Genomic DNA, 14,400 nt, shown 5'->3' on the forward strand with positions numbered 1-14,400 from the left:
CGAAAATGCCAGCGCCGGATAACGCTCAATAACGCCATGTCGATCACTCCATAGCCCCCGCTGAAAACATGCGAGGGAAGGTTGGAACATGGGTCAATTCTCAATGGAAATATCAGGCCACGCCGGGTCAGTTCTCAGTGGCAATCAACAGCATGATCTCGTGGCGCGCGATCTGGACCCCCATTTGCCGGCCATCGGGGTAGATGAAACAACTCAGCCAGCGCCCCTCGTCCGAACTTCGCGGGCGGCGGAAGGCAACGATCCATGACCAGGTGTAGCTCTGCGGCGAATGATAGCTCGCCAAGTTGAGCGTGAAGCGGTCACTGGTATGGCTCATCAGCTTGACGCCGGGAATGGCGAGCCAAGCGATGGTGACGGCGGCGGCGAGGACAGGCGCGAGGACGATCAGCGCGAGGCAGATCATTGCGGCCATGATACTTCGGATCATGCGCATGCTGGTTCCTTTCTGCTGGGGTGGAGGGTTAGGCGGCGAGAGCCCAGATGAGCCAAGCCAAGAGCGAGACGACCGATGCCATCAGGTAGATGACGAACGCGATCACAGCGGCGGCGCCGAACCGGTCATTGCCCATGTCACGGCTCAAGAAGGCGGCTGTACCGAAGGAAAGCAGCGTGATCACAGCCGGGATAAGCCACCAGCCGAACTCAACGGTAAAGGTCATCGCCCTCTCCCAAACGTCCGTCGGCGTCACAAACGGCGAAGTCTGCCCGCTTTGGCCATTACGCCAGTCCCGGAACCTCGCCGCCGTCCAATCGCTCGACTTATCTGAATGACGAGAGCCCGCACCGGCTGACAGGCCGGCGCAGGCTCTCTGGCGCACTCCCGAAGGGAGGATGGATGGAGCGGACTGCGGGAGTCGAACCCACCTTGACGGCTTGGAAGGCCGATACCTCGCCTCGAAGAAGCCCGCGGATATTCAAGTCTTTGGCACAGTTGATGAAAAGCGCCCTATTCCGGGATTTCCCCGGATTTGAAGATTGACGGCTCCAGCGATATCGCCCGCCACGGTCTTGCCGCTGTGTGCGCCAGCGCGGCAATCTGCTTGACCGGCCCGAAGGCTACCGTCTGCCGGCCGAAGCCGGTTCTGTTACGGCTATGCCGTATGGGGTCGGGAAGGCTGGCCCCCATACGGTGAACCTGGTTGCCCGACTGATTACCGCCTCGTACGACGGCTGCGGAGCCTTCCCGATCTCGTTTGCCTTTCGGCTAACCGGACGCCGGGCTACCCTCCCGGCTTGGCCGCGGGGCCTTGGCGGCTACTTAACCAGCGAGCGCGTCGCGTCTGTGGAGACAGTTTGATCGAAGATCAATCTCGCAGTGCCATCCGCGTCGGTTTGTCCAAGGTAGGACACACCCTCAAAGACAAGCCGCACGCCTTTGTTCGCTGGAGCACCATGAACAACCAGCCCGCCTGAAACATCGCCGCCTTCGCGCGGCGTTGCGACCAGTTCAGCGCGTTCAAAGTCGTTCACGCTTGCCGGCTTGATGGTGAAGCTTTTCGTGTCGAATTCCAAAGGCATCGTAAATCTCCTGCAACTCATCATGAGGCTACCGCCTCACCATGGCGCGAGCAAGGCTTCGCAGGGTACGAGGCGCAGCGGCTTTCCCTTGGATGGCTGAATTCTTTTCGGGCGCGACCGGTGCGAACCGGCTTTCAGCAGCGATTACGCTCTAACTGTCATCCGCGCCCTGGTGGTGAAGTCGCCCTTGAGCGCAAATCACCACTATAGATTTCCTATACCGTATTCAGGTTTCGAGTGGAATCCCATATCAAGCGATTTCTCGCAGTTTTCCGCGATTTTCATAACCAAAATGTATGGCGAGTGCGGTTAGTCCTTGCTTTAGCATTTCTATATATGCGCGCTGGAGATTTTTGCTGTCCGCCATCTCGGCAACAGCCCTGCCCTCACCCGCTACTTTGACCATCACGTCGTACCCGATACCCAGGACGCGTCGGCAGTCGGCAAGGTCAATCCCGGCTTGGATCTGCCGATCGGACAGCGCCGAGCGGGGGCCGCCACCGTCGACCGGTTCGCGGCTGTAGTCGAAAGACCCCGCGCCAGCGCCTCCCAGCGCTTCCCAGATGCGGCGGAACCGCTCGCCTGCCTTCGCCTGTGCCTCGTCGATAAGATTGCGCTGCTCCAGAACGACAAGCGCGCTTTCCTTCATGTTCTTGACGCCCATGATCCTCTTGGGGTTCCACGTCTCGCCATCGTGCGCCCGATTGTAGAGCGGGTTGTCGATCTCGCTCAGTTCCGGCTTTGCCTGGCCGTGACCAATATTCTTCAAGTCGATCGTGCCGAGCTTTGCCTTCCGTACGCGCATTGCCATGGTCTTGTTCCTCGTATTGCCGCCGTTCAGTTCGTAGCCAGCGCGTCATCGATCATCGCCCGCCAGATTTCTTCGACCTCCTCGAGCGTAAGGTCGATGTCGTCGCGCTCGCTGCGGACAAGTCCCTTCAGGACCATGTTTGTCGTCGGCTCCCGAAGCGCCTCGATGACGGCGTGGGCTTGGACACGCCGCTTCTTTGCCGCGACGTGGAGATAGAGATCGTCGGTGTTGTCGAACTCCAAAACCTCTCCGTCGGAATATGCCAGCCGGTAGGTGCTGACCCCATCTACCAACCGGATCAAGTTCATGCTGTAGCCAAGCGCCGCTTCTTCTAAGGCGGTGGTGATTTTGTCGATCATGCTCATGCCGCATGCCTCCTGAGGTCGTTCGACGCCCGCTGCTCTGAAATGGTGCCCTTGCCGACGCTGCGAAGCTGGTGATGGTCGCAATAGGTTCCGGTGGCCGGATGGCCGCAGAACTGGATATCGGCCTTGGCGCCGGTGATCGGCCACCGGCATTCGGTGGCGTCGAGTTCGAAGAGGCGCTTGAGCGTGGCCGTGGCATCATAGGCCCGTGCTTCTGACAGCTCGGGGGCCTTGCGCTCCTTCGGCGGCCGCGGTGGTGCGGCGGCGCGCTCTGCCTCGCGCTGGAGCCGTGCCAGCCGACGGCGTTCCCGCTTGGCGTTGTTCTCGCGGTGGCGACGGTCGGTCAGGCGTTCCGGGCTGCGCTTCGTCTCGCCCCAGCCGCGCAGTGGATATTCGGCCAGTTCTGCGCGGTTGCGTGCATAGATTCCCATGATGACCATGCGGGACAGTTGCTCATGGGTACGAGCCGCGACGGCGTTGGCGATGTCGAGCGCCGACATTCCGGGTGCATAGAGTTCCTTGATCAGTTCGATACGGGCGGTGGTCTTTTCCGAGCGCCTGACGTGGATGTTCATGCCGCGCTCCCATGCTTGAAGCCGTCGACGAGACGACGGACGCGCTCGATCATGGCCGGGTCTTTGCGTGCAACCGGTGCGGTGAGCGCCTGATAGGTCTCGCGCTTGCGAACGAGGTCTTCGCGATACCGCGCCGCCTCTGCCCTCGCCCGCTTCGCCAGTTCGGCCGGTCGCGGCATGAACGAGTAATCCATGTCGGTGTATTCGCCTTGCCGGATGCGGCGCATTGCGTCCTTGAGACCGATCTTCGGAACCGAGCGGAGCGCGATGCCGTATTCGGTGACGATCTCGTTTGGCGGGATGCCGACGGGGATAGTCATCCCGGCGCGCTTCATAGCGTCGATGCAGGCGGCGATTGTCTCGGCCGAGGCCGGGGCCAGATCGTCAGTGAGCGCGGTAATCTCGCGCTCCAAGGTCGAGAGTGTTGCCGGTAAATTCGTCATCGGTTTTTCGTCCTAGAACTCTGTCGATTTCGCGTTGGCAGTCGTCTTGGTGTTGCTGGAAGGCTGACTTTCGAGGCGGGGCTTGGGACTGGCGGGGCGGCCGATCCTTGAGGGCGCGCCGAACCCAGCCGCGCCACGTCGCAGGCCAATCCAGCTTTGCGCCGTTGGGAGACGAGCGGGACCAATCACGCATGGCGTCGGCCTCGGCTTTTGCTTGGGAATGGGTCATGCCCTCGGCGACGGCAAAATCCAGATCGGGGGAAAAGTCGTCTGGCATCCGATGAGCGCGCTTGCGAGGCGCTTGCGCCGCCACATCCGAACGAAGTGAGGATGTATTGGTATCTTGGTGTACTGGTGTCTTTAGTGCGTCCGCGCTGCGTCCTGCTTGCGTCCCGCTTGCGTCTTCCGTGCGTCCAACATCCTGATAACGTGAGTAGTTACAAACGGTTATCTGCGTCTTTCCTGCGTCCGTTTTGGTCTCAATCATGCGTTCAGATTCAAGCATCGAAAGGAACGTCCTGACGCGCTTGTCCGAGCCCCATCGCCAAGCAGATTGGAGCGACCGCAATGTCACGAACATGCTGCCGACTGGTACGTCCAAGACCTCATTGCCGATGCGGTGGCGCGTCTCTTTCCAAGCCACGTTGGCGATCAGCCACAGCCATGCCTCACGCTGGCTAAGCTCTGCAGTCGCGAAAAGCTCATGGTCGAAGATGGAGGTCTGGACGCGGATCCAACGGCTCATCCTCGCCACTCCTCAACCGTCATCATGCCCTTGGCGATGTTGCAACTCGCGCAGGCCGGAACAAGATTTTCAATGTGGTCAGTGCCGCCCCTGGCTCTCGGCGTCCTATGATCGACGTGCGAGGCGTCGGCGCCGCAATATACGCATTGAGAGCCCTTCAGCGCGAAGACCTTGGCGCGTGTTGCCGCCCATTCCTTGGGATAGGTGGCCTTGTGTTTCGGGCCGGCTTGCTCTGACGAGGCCTTCAGATGACGCTCGTTATGGAATGCCTTGCGTTCGCGCTCGCCTTTCCCAATGCATGGTCGCCACTCGTAAGCACCGCAACGGGGGCACGGAACTCGCAAGGCATTGTATTTCAGCTTTCGGTTCCTCACTTCACCACCTCGATCTCTACGCCGTGGCAAGCGCGCATCAGCTTCTGCTTCAATCGGAAGGCAGGCGTCTTCACGCCCTTTACGTCGATCACTCGCCGCCGGCGCTGCGCGACGTCCCAGAAGACGAAATCGGCGCGGTATGTGGCGATCAGGATTCCGTTGACGGTGAGGCAGTACGGACGCTGGAGTTCAACGTCGCAGACCTCCCCATCTCGCTCCCTGATCTTCAGGGCAGCGTAGTAGGATGCCTCGGCCTTGCTATCGAAGCAGATGCCGTCGAGCAGCGTTCGCTTGGCGCCGTACTTGCTGCGCTTCGGCTTCGATGACAGAAGGGCTTGGCCCTGTTCTCTGGTGAGGTGCAGCGTCATGCAGCCACCTGCGCTTTCTCGCGGACGAGCCGGAGCGCATGACGCGCTACCATCTGCCTGCACCTTTGATTGATGTGCTTGTGCTGGCGAGGCGTCAGGGGCTTGTGGTTCATCATGTAGTTCTTGAGGCGGTCGGCGTCTTGGCCGCGGATGCAGAGGGCTTCGGCCAGCTTCGGGACGTCAGGGCCGTGAAGGGCAAATGCTGCGGTGAAGGTCATGCCGCGACCTCGTCATCGTCGATCGAGGGCACTGGCGCGCCGGTGATACGGCGCTCGGCTATGTCAGCATACTCGGGGTTCAGTTCGACGAGGACGCTACGAAGGCCAAGCTGCTCGGCAACGAGGCCGACCGTGCCAGACCCGCCGAACGGGTCGAGGATTTTTCCAGGGACACGGTCAAACGATTCACAGATCGGGCCGCAGCCATCGGCGGCGCCGCAGCAGCCGCAAACCGTCGTTGGCGTTCCTGCGACGATGCACCGGCGAGCAAGCTCCTGCGGGAATGTAGCAAAGTGCGCGCCGCTGTAGCCTTGGATGTTGAACGTCCAGACGTTTCGACCATTGCGCAGTTCTGGCACATAGGTCTCAACCCAGGTGCCTTCACGGTTCTGGCCCGCCGTGCTGCCCTTTGCTGGCTTGTATTGGCCATCCTTGCGGCGTGCGTGCGCGTTGCCCGTGGTCGGCTCTTTCAGAGCCTCTGGGTCGTAGAAGTATCGTTCGCTCTTGGTGAGCAGCCAGATTTTCTCGTGGACGGCAGCAGGGCGATCGTAAACCGATTCCGGCTTCGGGTTTGTCTTGTTCCAAATGATCTCTGACCGGACCCACCAGCCATCATCCTGCAGGGCGATCGCTAGGCGGTTCGGGATCATGCACAGATCCTTGGGCTTCATGTATCCGCCGGCAACAACACGTCCACCGCTCTCGACATGAGATTGGCGATCGCCCGAAGAGAACGCGCCGCGCCCCTTAGAGTATTTAGGGTCGTAGATAGGGCCCACGGTTGAGAACGGCTTGTCGCGGAAGGTGCGATTATCGCTACCGTCGGCCTTATAAGCCGCAGCGCTCTTGCCGTTCGGCTGCGCGGCGTAGCAGTCGCCGTAGTTGACCCAGACGGTGCCATGCGTTTTCAGAACGCGGCGGACCTCGCGGAATACCTCGACCATAACCTCGAGATGCTCGCCAAGCGTTGGTTCAAGCCCGATCTGCCCGGCCACGCCATAGTCGCGCAGGCCCCAATACGGCGGCGACGTCACGACGCAGTCGACGGAGTTGGCCGGCATGGCCTTCATGGCCTCGATGCAATCACCGACATGGATGATGCACCTGCCGTCGAGGAGAGTACGGATCTCGGTCATGCGCTCGCCCTCCTGTTCTCAAGGGCGCGGCGATACGCAACGCGGATCTCTTCGAACCGGCCGATGTCGTATTCCTTGGTCTCGATTTCCATTTCAGGGCGCGGCTTCTTAGAAGTGCGGCCATGGTCATCGAGCCACGCGTTTGCGCTGGCGATACGGCGATCGAGCCATGCGATCATTTCGGCGGGGTCGGTCATGGCGCCACCGCCGGGAAGGCGTCATGCGTAACGCCATCAATCGTACGCCCTGACTGCTTTTTGCCGATTCGGCGGACAGTGGCGCCATCGTCGAACTTGAAGTGCGCGCCGGGGCCGGCGACCTCTGATACCGATACCCACTCGCCATTCTGCTTGTGATGGAACGGGACACCGAAGGCCGCGCACTGATCGCGCAATGACCGTAGCCACTCCGGGTGCGTCGGCCGCGCCTTGTGCTGGCCTTGATCGGTCTCGCCGCCGGTGATGACCCAGTCGATCTTGGGCGACGTCCAGCTCGTCGATATCGATATACCGCATTCTGACGGGCCCGTAGGAAGTCCGCCGCTCGTCACCGCTCCGCTGAGAGCGTTGATCCAAGGTTTGCGCCGCGGGTTATACTGGCGCAGGTCACGCAGGTTGATGGGTCCCAGCAACGGTTCGCAGGACAGGAAAGCGAATGCCGGCGACAGAGCAACTTTCGCATCCAGAAGAGCTGGGACGTTGATGTCCGCACGCTCCTGGTCCTCGACGGTCGTCCCGATCGCGGCATTTCTCGGCCAAAGGCGAGCCGTGTATTCGGCGCCACCGTCGATATTCAACGCGGACCGAAAGAGCTTGACGATGTTTTGCGGCCTTTTGGTCAGCAGAAGCCAAACGAGGTTGGGCGTGTCATGGATCAGCGCGAACAGGTCGGCTCGCCATTCATGCGGGACCTCGTTGTCGAAGACGTCGGCAAGCGACGAGCAGAACACGAACGGCCGCTTGCCTTCCGCCCTGGCCTTCCGGTCCCATGCGATCGGCTTGCGCCAGTTGGCCACGCTTGTGCGATCCCTCGTACCGGCGCCGATGCCCGGTCCGCCCCATACGGCGCGCCCCATGCGGGTTTCCATGAGGTGAGCGGCATAGCAGCCGTCGCAGGCCGGGGACACGCGCGTGCAGCCGATCCAGGGGTTAAAGGTCATATCGGCCCACGAGATGAGGGTTTCGTCAGCCATCGTCAGTCCCCCACGATCCAGTCGGCCCTATCGGCCCATTTCCGAGAACGGTCGCGCCAGCGCTTCGCGATGCGCAGCCGCCTCAAAAGCGGCAATCTTTTCATCCAGCGAAGCCAGACGGGCGGTAAGTTCTTGCTGTTCACGTCTGCTCTCCTCGACCAGAGCTGCCCGAAGGGCGTCCATTTCTTCACTGTCGATCCGCCGCGCCTTGCCTTCCCAGATCGAGCGAACCCGACGCATGGTGAAGTCCTTCCGAACGCGGCGACTGATAAAGCGATGCGCCTCATAGAATGCGGCTTCGACCTTCCCGTATCGCCGAACCGGGAAGGCGTCTCTGAGTAGATTTTGGGCCGCGCAAATGTCACTCATGCCCCGTTTCCTGCTTGCACCTTTCTTGTCGCTCTTCGACAAGCTCTTGCGTTCGTTTGACGCCATCCTGTCCAATCCCTGTGCCATTGTTCTCGTGCTTAAGGAGAACTGTCATGGACAGGATCACTACTGAGAAACGAGATGGCTCCGATGAGCTTGCCGGCTCTTGTGAAGCCATCTCGTCCGGCCCGCCTGGGTCGAGCCGTCTAATTCCATTCCCGGTGGCCGCCGCAGCCAAAGGCCGGGATACTGAGGGCGCCGGGGTTTCCTCGGCTTCGGCGTCCTCGTTCGTTCCGTTGTCGGTACCGATCCGAGCCGTCGTGATGCGGCTGCAAGGAAAGTTCCCGAGTATTCGAGTGGAGCGCGCGACTGAGGGGGACTTCGCCGCGCGCTCCGACGATCGGTCAGCTGCTTGGGAGGAGGAGGATCAGCGCTAACCGATTTCGTGTGGCGTCACTGATCGCGCCACCAGTCGTTTTCGAGGAAATCATCATCCTCGCCGCCGAGCGCGACAGTGAGAGCGACGAGCCCGCAGAGAATGACAAAGCCGACGATGCTCCAGACAATCCAAGTCATGCTGCTTCCCTTTTCGGACGGGGGTGAATGGAACGGACAGGCTCACGGTCGACCAGCAGCTCAACGGCGCGGTCGATCTCTCGTGATGTCTGGGGAAGGCCGAGGACGAAGTCCGTTGCGGCAACCTCGGCCCTGCTCATCTGGGTATCGTGGTGGTGTTCGATGGCGGCTTGGGAGTTCATGCCGGCACCTCGCATTTGACGCCGAGGCGCGCGGCTACAACCGGATGATTTTCAAGGAGCCAAGCGTGGTGCCCAAACTCGGAATCGTCCATGTGCTGGAACCACGGGTACTCGTCTTCCCAGAGGTCATTCAGGTTAGCGTATTCGTGAGCGGCCTTGCTGCACTCCGGGTGGGTGTAGACGCTATAGGCAGCGCCTTCCCAAACTCCAAAAGCGTAACGCGCCGGATCGCCGGGCTCGATCTTCTTTCCGCACTGGTCGCAGAAATGCGTCTTGCGGACAGCCTTGATGTCGCGCGATGAGGCCGAGAAGTTCGTCATTCGGCTGCCTCCAGATCTTCGGCCAGCCCAAAAGCAGCCATGATGTCGTCGGCACGGCTCGGGAATTCCTTCGCCAGTTCGGCGGCGATTTTCCGTTCCTGTGCCGGAGTGAAATTGCGGGCGGCGCGCTGCCACTTGATAACGCCAAGGAGTACGTCACGGCCGGGATGGAGTTCGACAACCGGGTAGCTCATGCCGTAAGCCCGGCTGATGTTGTATCGAGCCCAGCCGTCAACGATGATGTCGCCCTGCCGGATGATCGGCTCACGCACCCGGTTGGCGGCGATATCCTTTTCCAGACGCTCGTATTCAGGCTTGGAATGATCCGGGAAGCAGTGTGCGAACGGCAGGCGCTTCATGCCGGTCGGCGGCACGTATTCCATGACGACGCCGCCGGCGGGGAGAGCGGTTTTGGCGGCGCCCTCCCCTGTTACAGAGGTCGGTACGCGCAGCGCGTTGCCGTCTACATGATCGCCTCCTGCGTTGGCGGCGGCGTTCGCGTCGTCGCTGGGGATTGTGATATCGGCTGCCGGGCTTTCACCGGCTCCGGCATGGTTCAGGTCAGCGGGTGCCGCTACAGTCGCGGTTGCCTTCCGCCCCTTTTCCGCTGCCTCACTTCCGGTCTCGAAAGAGCCTTCCGTGGCGCGGTCCATTTCGGGATTGGCGACGGTTCCGCTCTCGGTACCGACAACTGTCACGCACTCGTTCTGCACTATTGCCTGAGCATTCGCGCCCTCATGCTGGGAGTGTACGTTAACCCGCTGCTCCGTTGCCGTTTCCGGCGAATTGGATACGACGCTTTCTTCGGGCTCGCGCGTCGTCAGCGTGGAGGAGACGGAGGGGGAGCCGTCCGAAGCTTCGAGTTCTTCCGCCTCTTCACGATCGATCATGATGTTGATGGCAGTCAGAAGCGCCGCCTTGCCGGCTTCGCTTTGTATGCCGTCGACGACCTGCTTGATCAGGCGTGGGTTGGCGTCAAATTGTTCAATGTTTTCTCGTGCGTGTGCATACACGAGGTTGAGGCCGTGAACCGCATCCCAGTACAGATCGAAGACGTGATCCTGCTCGACGCGCTCGTGCTCGTCGATCTTCCGCTTCGAGACGACCTTCTTGATGACCTTCACGTCGAAGCCGTTGGCGCGGGCTTCCTTGTAGATCTCGGACTTGTCAGCGTTCAGGTCGGCAATCTCGGCTTCGAGACGCTCGACCCGCTGAACAATGGCCTTGAGCTGATCGGCGGCAACGATATCGGTGCTCATGCTGCGCTCCCTGCCCGCTCAGCAGCAGCAAAGACAAAATCGTTTGCCGTGACTTTCCCGTTCGTAGCCTTTGCAATCCGCGCGATGATGTCGGGCTTCGGAACGCGGCCGGCTACCTTGTATCGCCAGAGCGCTTGCCGGGTGACGCCGATGCGTCCAGCAAAGTCAGCGTCCGATGTGTTTGTCTTTGAGAGCCAAGATGTCAGGGTCATAAGACAAGCATGTCACCATTTTGGTGACGATGCAAGCGGATTTGTCACCAATTTGGATACTCGCCTCATTTCCAGTCTGGTGACATGAATCCGGCATGACAAAAGGGAAATTTCCAAACGGCCTGCGCAAGGCCATGGACGTAAAAGGTGTCGGCCTTACTGACTTGGCTAAGTTGGTTGGGACGTCAAAGCAAAATATTGAGCGGTGGGCGAACGGCGAGCGGGCGCTCAAGCCGGAGATGGCGGCCAAGCTCGCCCCGCTCGTCGATGCGACGGCTGCGCAGCTATTGCTACTGCCGATCGAAGAAGGGGCCGCGACACCGTCGCAGCCCCAGCCTGATAAAGACGCGATCATGAAAGAAGCCGCAGCCCAGAACCTTCGGTCTGCTCTAATCGCTTACGGAGCACCAGCCAAACAGGTCAAGGCTTTGTTGGCACTTATCGATGCCCGATTGAAGACAACTACGACGGCGTCACCAGAACGAACAGATTCTCGTGATCAATCTCGACCCGCCAGTCGCCGCCGTGAAGAAGCGCCATGAGATAGGATACTTCGGCCGCCTTTCTCTTCAACACGACCTCTGGGGAAAGCGACGAAAGAGCGCCAGCAGCTTCCATAATATCGCCGACGGTCTCCTCCTGTTTTGTCCGGTACTTGCGCCTGATCTGGTGGATGATCGCCATAGTGCGCGCAGCCCTCCTAGATTGGCTGCATGTTGCTGACTTCCTCGGGCTTTTCGGCTCCATGGAAATAGATCAGCTTCGGCTCTCCGAAGTCTCCGCTTTCGGGGTCGCCCTCCATGACTGTCGCGAAAACCATCGGTTTGGTTTGCGCGAGGCGCTCCGCCATTCGGCGAGCGTGCATCACGCTATTCGCCTGGACAGCGATGTCGGCCTTCATGCCGCGCTTGGCTGGCGAGAAGGACTGAACCACGAAAAACTCTGCCATGTTCATGCTCCTTGGGCTTTCGAACTAGCCTTAGCATGACTCGAAAACATGAACGGAACAAGAACAAAATTAGGAAAATAGTCATACTCGTTAACGGCTACCAGATATTGCGACCGCACGCATAACGAGTCGCTTTTTCTTGTGTCGCGCCGGAATCGCGGTATCGTAGCTTACGCATCCGGGGGGTTAGCGGTGTCCGATGAACGTAAGCAGTTTAATCGATATGCCATGCGCGACGACGGCACGGGCAAGTGGGCAATCTATGACATCTTCACTGGTCTGACGGCCGAGATAAACGGCGTTCCGCAGGACGGGCTGGATGAGGTTGTCGCCGAATACATGGTCCGGGACCTGAACGAGGTCTACATCGCCAGACGTAAGGGGACGACGCATTAAGGGCTAGAGCACCACGTCGACATGGGCCTTGAGTTCCCGCTTAACGCCATGTCCGAGGTGGTCGAGATAGACGCGCAAACCTTCCCGGCGGGCGAACTTAAACGCCGGCACCATGTCACTGTCCCCTGTGACGACAACTATGGTGTCTACGAGCTGCCGAATCGCGAGCCGCGCGATATCCAGTCCTATCCTCAGATCAACGCCCTTCTGCTCTATGTTTGGCACAAAGTCTCGGTCTGTCACCGCGCGTGCGCCGTTAGCCTGCATATCTTTTAACGCAGCATGCCCAAGCTCCCACCCGTGCACGATCGTCTCTCCCATTCGAAGAGCCATATCTGGCTGTAGCTCAAGCGCCTGATGAAGAGCTATGTTGTCCGAAAAATGTGGGTGCTGCGCGAGATCGGTATTTACGGCGCTTATGGGATTAACGACGACACCTGAAGCGGGAGGCGCGTCATAGAAATAGACCCGCAAGAGCGAATGATCGGCGAGAATTGGGTAGATTTTGATCCTGGTAATTTCCGCCTCAATCTCGGCGGCTGTAGGGAAGTGCTTGTTCCTGACCTTCAGCTTCTTTTTTAAGAAACCGCCATCGACTAAGATGGCATACTTCCGATTCATGAAGCCCCCTAAAACGCAGGCGACCCCACCCACTCGTAGCACCGTTAGATGCTTTCAATCAAAGACGAATGGATGGGGTCTGTTTCTGCACCTGATAATTAGGTGACCTATTAGTTTGCGTCAATGATCCGATATGGTTTACAACTGGCTCGATCCATGCTAAAAGCTTCGCAGCTTCTTCGCTGCAAGAGAAGATGAGATGCGGTAGAGATTCCGATAAATTTTTCGTCATTTTCGTTGGCCGCCAATCAAGGGCGGCTTTTTCGTTTCTTGCAAACATTTGCAAGCCCTTTTCACGTTTCCGATTCTCCGCCCCATATCCCGTCGAGCCCGCCCTCACCGGCGGGGTTTTTCGTGCGAGCGGTTTTGCCGCGGTCACCAGCCTGATAAATTTGTCACCATTTCGGTGACTTTATGATTGACGCGTCACCAATTCGGTGACATTCTCTCCTCATCACCTCCCGACCACCGGGAAAGACGAGGAAGCCACCCATGCAGACCGAAGCAGACCGCATTGCCGACGCGCTCCGCCTGACGTTGAACGATCTGCACGACGTCGTCGCGAAGATCCGTTACCTGAATGACAGCGGCAAGCCGGCTCCGAAAGCATCGGCTCGTTATGCCGGCTACGTCCGCCGTCTGGCCGAGCTTGTCTCCCAGGGCATTGCTATCGAGATGGACGTGTCGGCCTTCGACGAACTCCTGCCGATCGCCTACCGCGACCAGCTTGTCGGCTTCACCGCGGAACAGAAGCGCGCCCTTGAATGGCGCGGCGTCTCGGACTGCCTCCGCACCAATCCCGTCTCCATTGCCGTTCCCGCAGCAGCTTATGAAAGGGCCGCAGCATGACCCTCGCTGTCGACAAGTCCGCATTTCTTGATGCCTTCGAAGCCTACTGGGCTGCCGAGGGCGGCACGCAGGGAGGCCTTGAGGCTTTCCTTGAAACATATCTCGAGCGCACCGGCCTGACTTCGGCGCACGACGCTGCTGTCACCGCGCACGATGCGTTTCGTGATAGCTTCGCAGGCCTTCGCGCCTCTGTTCTGGAGGCTGCGGAATGATTGCCTGTGAGGAAGTTTGCTTTGAAGCTGGCGAAATCTGCGGTCGCAAAGGCTGCAAGGGCGTCATCCAGCAGCGCGATAGCGACCGTGGGTGCTCATGTCACATCAACCCGCCGTGCAGCTATTGTACCACGCCCCGCGAATATTGTGATGCGTGCGGTTGGGACGCCGAAGACGATCTAGTCGTCCAGGCCGAGGGCGCGATCTATTTCGCACCGTACGTTCATGTCGAGAAGGTGCGCCGCGTCCTCGACCCCTCGAAGATCGACTACACAATCAGCATGCACAGCAATTCGTCGCAAAAGGTCGAGGGCGTCTACCCGCCCGGCACCACGCGCAAGGACGTTGAAGCCAAGGTCGAAGGCACCTTCGGCGGGCGCTTCGAGCACTTCGGCGGCGGCAAATTCACCTACATCGCTTACACGGATTGAGGCTGGTCATGTCGAATTGCGACCTCAACAACCATAGCGAATGCTCCTGCCTCGCCTCCAACGTCCCCTGCAAGGTTCAGGCCCCGCTTGATCTCGGGACCTATCGCGGGACGAACCACCCCGGCCCGCTGGACGGATACCCGGAGACGGCGCGCGACACCGCGTTTGCCTTCGTCGGCATCGTCTCGCTGACCGCCATCATCCTTCTCATCATCTTCCGGTTTGCCGCGCTCGTCGGCCCGGTCAACGTCTAGGGAA

Annotated in this window: 26 protein-coding genes, 1 tRNA gene and 1 pseudogene; 6 read left to right on the forward strand and 22 right to left on the reverse strand. The window is 59.9% G+C overall.

What is annotated here, in order from left to right:
• Positions 1-127: 127 nt before the first annotated feature.
• From ACOZKU_RS22985 to ACOZKU_RS23080, 20 genes and pseudogenes are all read right to left on the reverse strand, one after another.
• Positions 128-454, reverse strand: a complete 327-nt coding sequence (locus ACOZKU_RS22985; protein ID WP_421580830.1) for a hypothetical protein — start codon at positions 452-454, stop codon at positions 128-130.
• Between the two features lie 28 nt (positions 455-482).
• Complete coding sequence (locus ACOZKU_RS22990) at positions 483-680, reverse strand: hypothetical protein (protein WP_421580831.1); 198 nt, start codon at positions 678-680, stop codon at positions 483-485.
• A gap of 177 nt (positions 681-857) precedes the next feature.
• A tRNA-Gly gene (locus ACOZKU_RS22995) sits at positions 858-929 on the reverse strand.
• Between the two features lie 346 nt (positions 930-1,275).
• Positions 1,276-1,539, reverse strand: a complete 264-nt coding sequence (locus tag ACOZKU_RS23000; RefSeq protein WP_421580832.1) for a hypothetical protein — start codon at positions 1,537-1,539, stop codon at positions 1,276-1,278.
• A 250-nt stretch (positions 1,540-1,789) separates the two neighbouring features.
• Positions 1,790-2,350 (reverse strand): hypothetical protein, encoded by a 561-nt coding sequence (locus ACOZKU_RS23005; protein ID WP_421580833.1) that lies wholly within the window; start codon positions 2,348-2,350, stop codon positions 1,790-1,792.
• A gap of 26 nt (positions 2,351-2,376) precedes the next feature.
• The gene (locus ACOZKU_RS23010; protein WP_421580834.1) at positions 2,377-2,715 is read right to left on the reverse strand and encodes a hypothetical protein; all 339 of its coding nucleotides are present in this window, start codon (positions 2,713-2,715) and stop codon (positions 2,377-2,379) included.
• Positions 2,712-3,290 (reverse strand): GcrA family cell cycle regulator, encoded by a 579-nt coding sequence (locus tag ACOZKU_RS23015; protein WP_421580835.1) that lies wholly within the window; start codon positions 3,288-3,290, stop codon positions 2,712-2,714. The genes ACOZKU_RS23010 and ACOZKU_RS23015 overlap by 4 nt, the downstream gene beginning before the upstream one ends.
• Positions 3,287-3,733: a hypothetical protein gene (locus ACOZKU_RS23020; protein ID WP_421580836.1), complete on the reverse strand. Its 447-nt coding sequence runs from the start codon at positions 3,731-3,733 to the stop codon at positions 3,287-3,289. Before ACOZKU_RS23020 ends, ACOZKU_RS23015 begins: the two co-directional genes overlap by 4 nt.
• The gene (locus ACOZKU_RS23025; protein ID WP_421580837.1) at positions 3,675-4,478 is read right to left on the reverse strand and encodes a hypothetical protein; all 804 of its coding nucleotides are present in this window, start codon (positions 4,476-4,478) and stop codon (positions 3,675-3,677) included. Before ACOZKU_RS23025 ends, ACOZKU_RS23020 begins: the two co-directional genes overlap by 59 nt.
• Entirely contained in the window at positions 4,475-4,852 is a 378-nt protein-coding gene (locus tag ACOZKU_RS23030) for an HNH endonuclease (protein ID WP_421580838.1), read from the reverse strand. The genes ACOZKU_RS23025 and ACOZKU_RS23030 overlap by 4 nt, the downstream gene beginning before the upstream one ends.
• Positions 4,849-5,220, reverse strand: coding sequence for a DUF1064 domain-containing protein (locus ACOZKU_RS23035; RefSeq protein WP_421580839.1), 372 nt, complete (start codon positions 5,218-5,220; stop codon positions 4,849-4,851). The genes ACOZKU_RS23030 and ACOZKU_RS23035 overlap by 4 nt, the downstream gene beginning before the upstream one ends.
• A complete protein-coding gene (locus ACOZKU_RS23040; protein ID WP_421580840.1) occupies positions 5,217-5,438 on the reverse strand; it encodes a hypothetical protein in 222 nt (73 codons plus the stop codon). The genes ACOZKU_RS23035 and ACOZKU_RS23040 overlap by 4 nt, the downstream gene beginning before the upstream one ends.
• A complete protein-coding gene (locus tag ACOZKU_RS23045; RefSeq protein WP_421580841.1) occupies positions 5,435-6,574 on the reverse strand; it encodes a DNA-methyltransferase in 1,140 nt (379 codons plus the stop codon). Before ACOZKU_RS23045 ends, ACOZKU_RS23040 begins: the two co-directional genes overlap by 4 nt.
• Complete coding sequence (locus ACOZKU_RS23050; protein ID WP_421580842.1) at positions 6,571-6,771, reverse strand: hypothetical protein; 201 nt, start codon at positions 6,769-6,771, stop codon at positions 6,571-6,573. Before ACOZKU_RS23050 ends, ACOZKU_RS23045 begins: the two co-directional genes overlap by 4 nt.
• Positions 6,768-7,766, reverse strand: a complete 999-nt coding sequence (locus ACOZKU_RS23055) for a phage Gp37/Gp68 family protein (protein WP_421580843.1) — start codon at positions 7,764-7,766, stop codon at positions 6,768-6,770. Before ACOZKU_RS23055 ends, ACOZKU_RS23050 begins: the two co-directional genes overlap by 4 nt.
• Positions 7,767-7,793: 27 nt before the next feature.
• Positions 7,794-8,135 (reverse strand): hypothetical protein, encoded by a 342-nt coding sequence (locus ACOZKU_RS23060; RefSeq protein WP_421580844.1) that lies wholly within the window; start codon positions 8,133-8,135, stop codon positions 7,794-7,796.
• 453 nt (positions 8,136-8,588) lie between these two features.
• Complete coding sequence (locus ACOZKU_RS23065) at positions 8,589-8,711, reverse strand: hypothetical protein (protein ID WP_256370928.1); 123 nt, start codon at positions 8,709-8,711, stop codon at positions 8,589-8,591.
• Positions 8,708-8,893: a hypothetical protein gene (locus ACOZKU_RS23070; protein WP_421580845.1), complete on the reverse strand. Its 186-nt coding sequence runs from the start codon at positions 8,891-8,893 to the stop codon at positions 8,708-8,710. Before ACOZKU_RS23070 ends, ACOZKU_RS23065 begins: the two co-directional genes overlap by 4 nt.
• Positions 8,890-9,213, reverse strand: a complete 324-nt coding sequence (locus ACOZKU_RS23075; RefSeq protein WP_421580846.1) for a hypothetical protein — start codon at positions 9,211-9,213, stop codon at positions 8,890-8,892. The genes ACOZKU_RS23070 and ACOZKU_RS23075 overlap by 4 nt, the downstream gene beginning before the upstream one ends.
• A 1,028-nt stretch (positions 9,214-10,241) precedes the next feature.
• Positions 10,242-10,472, reverse strand: a pseudogene (locus ACOZKU_RS23080) (DUF2312 domain-containing protein); the annotation flags it as partial.
• Positions 10,473-10,779: 307 nt separating this feature from the next.
• On the opposite strand from ACOZKU_RS23080, the gene ACOZKU_RS23085 reads away from it, so the two are divergent.
• Positions 10,780-11,226, forward strand: coding sequence for a helix-turn-helix domain-containing protein (locus tag ACOZKU_RS23085; protein WP_421580847.1), 447 nt, complete (start codon positions 10,780-10,782; stop codon positions 11,224-11,226).
• A 158-nt stretch (positions 11,227-11,384) separates the two neighbouring features.
• Here ACOZKU_RS23085 and ACOZKU_RS23090 read toward each other — a convergent pair whose 3' ends face one another.
• A complete protein-coding gene (locus ACOZKU_RS23090; protein ID WP_421580848.1) occupies positions 11,385-11,633 on the reverse strand; it encodes a hypothetical protein in 249 nt (82 codons plus the stop codon).
• Between the two features lie 192 nt (positions 11,634-11,825).
• On the opposite strand from ACOZKU_RS23090, the gene ACOZKU_RS23095 reads away from it, so the two are divergent.
• Positions 11,826-12,029, forward strand: coding sequence for a hypothetical protein (locus tag ACOZKU_RS23095; RefSeq protein ID WP_421580849.1), 204 nt, complete (start codon positions 11,826-11,828; stop codon positions 12,027-12,029).
• Positions 12,030-12,032: 3 nt separating this feature from the next.
• Here ACOZKU_RS23095 and ACOZKU_RS23100 read toward each other — a convergent pair whose 3' ends face one another.
• Positions 12,033-12,650 (reverse strand): NYN domain-containing protein, encoded by a 618-nt coding sequence (locus ACOZKU_RS23100; RefSeq protein ID WP_421580850.1) that lies wholly within the window; start codon positions 12,648-12,650, stop codon positions 12,033-12,035.
• A gap of 492 nt (positions 12,651-13,142) precedes the next feature.
• Between ACOZKU_RS23100 and ACOZKU_RS23105 the strand changes: the two genes are divergently transcribed.
• The 4 genes from ACOZKU_RS23105 to ACOZKU_RS23120 are packed head-to-tail and all read left to right on the forward strand — an operon-like array spanning position 13,143 to position 14,396.
• On the forward strand, positions 13,143-13,499 hold the full coding sequence (locus ACOZKU_RS23105; protein ID WP_421580851.1) for a hypothetical protein: 357 nt from the start codon (positions 13,143-13,145) through the stop codon (positions 13,497-13,499).
• Entirely contained in the window at positions 13,496-13,711 is a 216-nt protein-coding gene (locus ACOZKU_RS23110) for a hypothetical protein (protein WP_421580852.1), read from the forward strand. The genes ACOZKU_RS23105 and ACOZKU_RS23110 overlap by 4 nt, the downstream gene beginning before the upstream one ends.
• A complete protein-coding gene (locus ACOZKU_RS23115; RefSeq protein ID WP_421580853.1) occupies positions 13,708-14,142 on the forward strand; it encodes a hypothetical protein in 435 nt (144 codons plus the stop codon). Before ACOZKU_RS23110 ends, ACOZKU_RS23115 begins: the two co-directional genes overlap by 4 nt.
• 8 nt (positions 14,143-14,150) lie before the next feature.
• Positions 14,151-14,396 (forward strand): hypothetical protein, encoded by a 246-nt coding sequence (locus ACOZKU_RS23120; protein WP_421580854.1) that lies wholly within the window; start codon positions 14,151-14,153, stop codon positions 14,394-14,396.
• Positions 14,397-14,400: the final 4 nt, after the last annotated feature.

It is taken from the genome of Shinella sp. M31 (assembly GCF_049199205.1).
GTDB lineage: Bacteria > Pseudomonadota > Alphaproteobacteria > Rhizobiales > Rhizobiaceae > Shinella.